Here is a 5,231-nt window from a genome sequence, read left to right as displayed (position 1 = left end):
TGGTCATCCTGTGACTCGACATGCCGCCGAAGAAGGGCTTGCGCAGTCGCCTGGCTTCTTCAGCCTCCACCGCCAACTTCGCCTCATCGCGCTCGATGGCTTGGAAGAAGCGAGCGGTCTTCGCCACCAGTGGGTGACAGTGATCGAGTGAGGGCGGGACATCGATGGGCTGCAGCACAACAGCGTCCCTGGCCCGGGAAAACGCTTGCTGGACCCGCTGGATCCTCGTGGTGTCGGAGGAGCGGCACGCCGTGGTGTCTTTCTCCGGCAGGTGGACTTCGTGATCGATGTCGGAAGGCGGCAGTGGGGTCTGCACGCAGATCTTGCCGACCGCGAGACGGGTCCAATAGCCGACGGGTGGAACGGGGATGTTGTATCGACGGCAGAGCTTGGAGAGTCCGACATCGGACAGGCCGAGATTCGGTCCCAGATGGCGAAGCGGTGTCTGCCAGACCAACGCATACAGTTCGGATCGTTTCACGCGCACCTCTATCATCAGTCAAAAAGGACGCCTGCCAACGCACTTTGGCCTGCCGAAAAGGCTGCGTCGTCTAGCGACGTCTTACGCTCGTCGTCATGGAGGCGCGCTTGGGCGGCTGATGGTTCTGCGGACACCGATCTAGCGGATGAGGCTCTCCCTTGGCTCTCACAGCCCCGTCGAGTACTGACAGAGCCTTGGATTCACGTCATAGCCTACGCAAGGTTTTTGCCGAATCCACAGTGGGGCACTTGTAGATGGAAATCAACATTCCGGTGAGGAAGAACTCGCCTTCTCCGCACTGGTTAGGTGGCCGCGATTCCCTGCACCAAGGTACGGTAGAGATGGACCACCTCCATTCGCTCGTTGGAACCGACCTTCGAGAATTGCAGATGGTGATGAGGGTGATCGTTGGCGACAAGCGTGTAAACGCCGTTGATCATCTCGCCGTGAACGTGCTGCACGTACGCCATCCGAAACTTGCGCACCGCATCCAAGAATGGCCTCCCGTAAAGCACCCCTGCAACGAGCTCTGCGCGATCACCTTCGTGAGCAAAGTRCTCGATTCCCTCGAGTACGTGCCGGGCTCTGTCGTACTCGAAGTGCACGTGGTTGAATGGATCCACGACGGCTCCAGCGACTGTTCCAGACCGCCAATCACTGAATTCCAGGACATCGACGGCGGCGGGAGGGATATTTCGCAGCATGTAGCTGCGGAAGGACCGCTGGGACTTGAGGAATTCGTCAGGACTTCTTGTCGCGCGCTCATCGAGCATGCTCGTCAAGAACGGCATGCGGCCGGCGAGTTGCTCACGTACCGCTGCGGGAAGAAATTCAAGCCGAGGATCCAGATCGGCAAAGTACTCCACATGCACGAGGAAGCGCGTTCCGCAAGGGCGGGTGTGGAAGTAGCCCCCCACTGACTGTTGCTGCACGCGCGTGTCTCGCTTGCCGGTGGTCAGAAAATAGAAGTGCTCAATCYTGCCGGGGTGCCTGTCCGACTTGGCGAGGTCTTTCTCGATCTCGGGCAAGCTCAGCACGCCTTCCCAATACTTGCACTGACCAACGATTCCGTTGTGAGCGTAGAGCGGGAGCAGGTCGAGCCCTTGCTGGTCCTGTCCTCGGCTGCCATAGGTTTGGAACACAGGCGCAGGCACGGCGTGCCGAGTCCTTGCGAGGTGTTGCAGCCAGAATACCCCGAAATGCTCGAACTCATCGGGTGTCCGTATCGGGCTCATGAGACCAGTCATCGTGCTACTTCGTTGTGGTGGGTCAGAAATGTGTGCATCCTTGGGCCGGAAGATGTTACCGCCGAGGCACGACTCGACCTTCAAGCGGGTTGCCCCGCGGCTATGCGCCTACGCGCTCATCGAAGGCGGTACCGCCGCAGGTACGATCTGCCGGTCAAGGAGTACAGGACACCAAGGTGCACCTGCTGCCATCGTGCAGAGGCGCAGTCCGACCAACCTCTCGCATACAGTTTCCCATGAGCAAGAAAAAGAAGCGCCAGGCCCAGGCAACTGACGTGAGTCCACCCATGCTCCGACATGTTGAACGTCTAGCGCGCCACGAGGCGGGGCACGTTGTGGTCGCGCGTTGTCTGGGATTTACCACGAGCGGCATGGCCCTGACGATGCTGGACTTTGAGGGAGGGCATTCCGGAGAGGCGCAGGTCAACGTGCATGGTGCGACCCGAGAGGTCCGCGACATCTGCGACTACCTGCGCCGGCGGATCGCCGTGCTCTATGCCGGGGCAATTGCTGAGGCGTGGACCGAGCGGGGCATAGAGCAAGCCGCATTTGAAGCTTGCCTCAAACGTGGAGGACGAGGAGACAAGGCGAAGGCGGATGAACTGGTGCAGCTGTTGAGGAACATAAGGTACCCCGAGGAAACAGATGCTCAACAGGTGGGAATCCAGTTGAATGATCTTACCAGCGAGTGCATCCAGCTCGCTGAAACAATTCTGGAGACGAGACAGGAGGCCATCAGAGAGATAGCCGATCTCGTCAAGGCAAGATTCCAACGGCCTGGGGTGCGCATCGTTGCCAGCGAACATGATCTGGACTCCCTGCCTGCAGTCAAGGCGATGGTGGAGATTCCAGCTGAGTCAAGCGATCCCTCGCCAAGTCAGCGGTGACGCATCGGTTCTCTGGCAATGGATCTCTCGGGGGAACTGAGTTGCCGCTGAATGCCTCTTGGCGAGGCCATCTCATTCATCGAGTTGTGCGAAATCGAGCTCGATCGCGAACGATCGGAGATCGATCGAAGATTTCGCACAGTACCTCGCCAGGTCCATCCACAAAGAGCGACCCGAATCAAGCCCCGATATCTGAACGGCGTAACTCTTCCTGTACTCGTCATCCTCGATCTCGACCAGACCTCCAAGGCGGTAGGATTTCAGTTCCCCGGCCCGCTTGGCAACTGCGCTTTCCGAGATCCGAAGCGCCCCTTTGAGATCGCTCACAAGAATCGCGGGCGAGTCTCCATAGGGCACCACCACATCGAACTTTCGCATGTCGTAGGTTCGTTGGACAACGGCTCTCAGGTATTCGCGCACCTCGACCGGGACCTTCTTGAACTGCGCGACATAGGCTTTCAGGTCGGTCACCTCGCTTTGGAGGTCATCAGTGTCCATGCGCAACTTCAGCACTCGGCAAAAGCGCCCCAGGTTCGCTGCGACGGATGGCTCCGCCGACTTTGTCCAGTCCTTGAGGTGATCCATCATTGCGCGCTCAGGCGCCGAGAAGCGTGTCTCGTGCTTGCGCTTGATCTCCCTCAGCTTCTGCACGGAGTGAGTACCGACCTTGTCAGTGACCTTGTGATGTGCATGGCACATGAGCATGAGATTCTTGGCCTGTCGACGTTCTTCATTCGTTGAAATCGGGTTGAACCGCTGTCCGCCCCTTTCCGCAGCCTCGATATGGCAGATTTGCCCGATGAAGACGCCATCCGCGTTCATCATCAGATGATCGCACCCAGGGTAAGCACAGAGGTTGCCGGACTTGAGGAACAACTCACGCAGGGTCTCGCCTGTGGGTGCTAGTCGCTTCGGGCTCTCGAGATTTTTCGTCATTCCAGACCATCAGTCGTATCGCTACATGCTACATGGGCGTATTTCGCTTCTCTCATCTTCCGTGCTGGTTCGCGATATCGTGAGTGAATACCGGCGGCCGAAGTGCTGCCTGCGGTGCAGCAAGTGCTGGCAAGCCGGGTGCGCGGCGCCAACGTGCTGACGTCGCTGGTGGTGGCGCAGGATTTTCTGTGGGCGTGGCTTGAGGGCTTGCCTCAGCATGCGGCCCAACCCTATTCGAAATGTTCCGGGGCGGTGACGCAGACCTCGGTCTATCTGCGAAAGGTGGTCAAGGATGTGCTGGCACTGAGCAGTTCTGCACTTCTGCTGGCGCATTGCCACCCGAGCGCCCGCGCTGAGCCATCGCGGGTCGACGAGCAACTGACGCAAATGCAGAAAGAAGCGGCGGAGCCGGTAGACGTGTGGGTGCTGGACCACCCGTTCGTCGCGGGCGGCCCGTTCCTGCTCATGGCCGAGCGAGGGCTTCTGTGACGCAGGGCCATTCGCGCCCCTTTTGATGCGCGCCGTTATGCGCGCGGGACGTCGGTTTCCGCCGCGCCTTCGGCCTTGGGCAGCAGGCTCACCGACCAGTGGCCGCCTTGCTCCTGCTGAGGTGCCAGCAGGTCATAKGTCTTGACCATGTTCAACAGTCCCGAGTGGCCATAGGTCTGGGGCGAGAAGGCCGGGTCGGTGCGCTTGAGGTACTGGCCCAGGACGCCCAGGCCGACCTTGCCTTCGRACGTGTCGCTGGCGAGCAGCGACACGGCCTCGACGAGGAAGCGTGGCCGGCGCTTCGGCGCCGGCTTGGGCGGTTCCTGCTTCGGCGGCTCGGCCTTGGCCGGTTCCGCTTTTGCAGGGGCCTTCGGTGCGGCCTCGACGATGGCTTCTGCTGGTGGCTCGGGACGCGTCCATTCGAAGAACTGGTCGCTGGCGTTGCGCAGGGCGTCCGGCGTCTTGGGTTCGCCGACGATGCAGACGGTGGCGCCGCGTTCGCGCAGCTTGCGGCACAGGTATGCGAAGTCGGAGTCGCTGGTGACCAGGCAGAAGGTGTCGGCCCGCTGGTCGAAGAGCGCTTCCAGCGCATCGAGCGCCAGGGCGATGTCGGCGGTGTTCTTGCCGGCGGCGTACTGGTACTGCAGGCAAGGGGTGAACGCCAGGCGCACCAGGGCGTCCTGCCATTTGTTGGYCAGCGTGCCCTGGTTGCCGTAGCCGCGGCGCAGCACGACGCGGCCGAACTGCGCCACCATGCGCAGCGCGTGCTCGAGGATGTCGGGCGGCACGTTGTCGCAGTCGACCAGGACGGCCACGCGGGTCTCTGTTGTCGTTGGGGCGGTGCTCATCCGGAGTTTTGTTGTTGTGGGTTGAACGGGCCCTCACGGTAACTGATTCCGCGCGTCACTGGTCAGGCGGACATGGCGGGCCGCGCTGTCGTGCTGCGCGTCGAGTCATCCTTGGCGCCTCGCTCCCTGCGGGCGTTCATCGTTCGTCTCGCTCCGCTCGGTTGAACGCCTTCGGCCCGGCTCGTCGATCCGGGCCTGCGCGCTTCGCTTGCGTGGGGCCGGCGAAGAAGGCGACCGTTGCCTGTCAGCCATCTTTCCCGACTCCATCACCTTGTGCGCGACTGTAGCCCGCGGCCAGGTGCCGTCAAGGCGCGCCAGGCCGTGTCCTCGGCGTGTCCTCGGC

The 5,231-nt window shown here is 61.3% G+C and carries 5 protein-coding genes and 1 pseudogene; 2 read left to right on the top strand and 4 right to left on the bottom strand.

The annotated features are described in order from the left end of the window. Positions 1-481, bottom strand: a pseudogene (locus AC1DOC_RS18240) (hypothetical protein); the annotation flags it as partial. A gap of 302 nt (positions 482-783) precedes the next feature. After that, the gene (locus tag AC1DOC_RS18235; RefSeq protein WP_478130209.1) at positions 784-1,728 is read right to left on the bottom strand and encodes a hypothetical protein; all 945 of its coding nucleotides are present in this window, start codon (positions 1,726-1,728) and stop codon (positions 784-786) included. A 236-nt stretch (positions 1,729-1,964) separates the two neighbouring features. Between AC1DOC_RS18235 and AC1DOC_RS18230 the strand changes: the two genes are divergently transcribed. Further along, positions 1,965-2,615 (top strand): hypothetical protein, encoded by a 651-nt coding sequence (locus tag AC1DOC_RS18230; protein ID WP_478080464.1) that lies wholly within the window; start codon positions 1,965-1,967, stop codon positions 2,613-2,615. 72 nt (positions 2,616-2,687) lie between these two features. On the opposite strand, the gene AC1DOC_RS18225 is transcribed toward AC1DOC_RS18230, so the two are convergent. Next, positions 2,688-3,551 (bottom strand): hypothetical protein, encoded by an 864-nt coding sequence (locus tag AC1DOC_RS18225; RefSeq protein WP_478080463.1) that lies wholly within the window; start codon positions 3,549-3,551, stop codon positions 2,688-2,690. A 114-nt stretch (positions 3,552-3,665) separates the two neighbouring features. Here AC1DOC_RS18225 and AC1DOC_RS18220 point away from each other — a divergent pair, with 114 nt between their 5' ends. Further along, a complete protein-coding gene (locus tag AC1DOC_RS18220) occupies positions 3,666-4,040 on the top strand; it encodes a JAB domain-containing protein (protein WP_478080462.1) in 375 nt (124 codons plus the stop codon). Between the two features lie 35 nt (positions 4,041-4,075). Here the strand turns inward: AC1DOC_RS18220 and AC1DOC_RS18215 are convergent, their stop codons facing one another. Then, positions 4,076-4,888: an NYN domain-containing protein gene (locus AC1DOC_RS18215; RefSeq protein WP_478130208.1), complete on the bottom strand. Its 813-nt coding sequence runs from the start codon at positions 4,886-4,888 to the stop codon at positions 4,076-4,078. Between the last annotated feature and the right edge of the window lie 343 nt (positions 4,889-5,231).

The organism is Variovorax sp. 01T439_2, assembly GCF_056398445.1.
The sequence above is the reverse complement of the archived record's forward strand: the minus strand, read 5'-3'. Positions and strand labels throughout refer to the sequence as shown.

Coding starts and splice junctions, on each gene's coding strand:
- AC1DOC_RS18230 (WP_478080464.1), top strand. CDS start 1,965: ATGAGCAAGAAAAAGAAGCGCCAGGCCCAGGCAACTGACGTGAGTCCA.
- AC1DOC_RS18225 (WP_478080463.1), bottom strand. CDS start 3,551: ATGACGAAAAATCTCGAGAGCCCGAAGCGACTAGCACCCACAGGCGAG.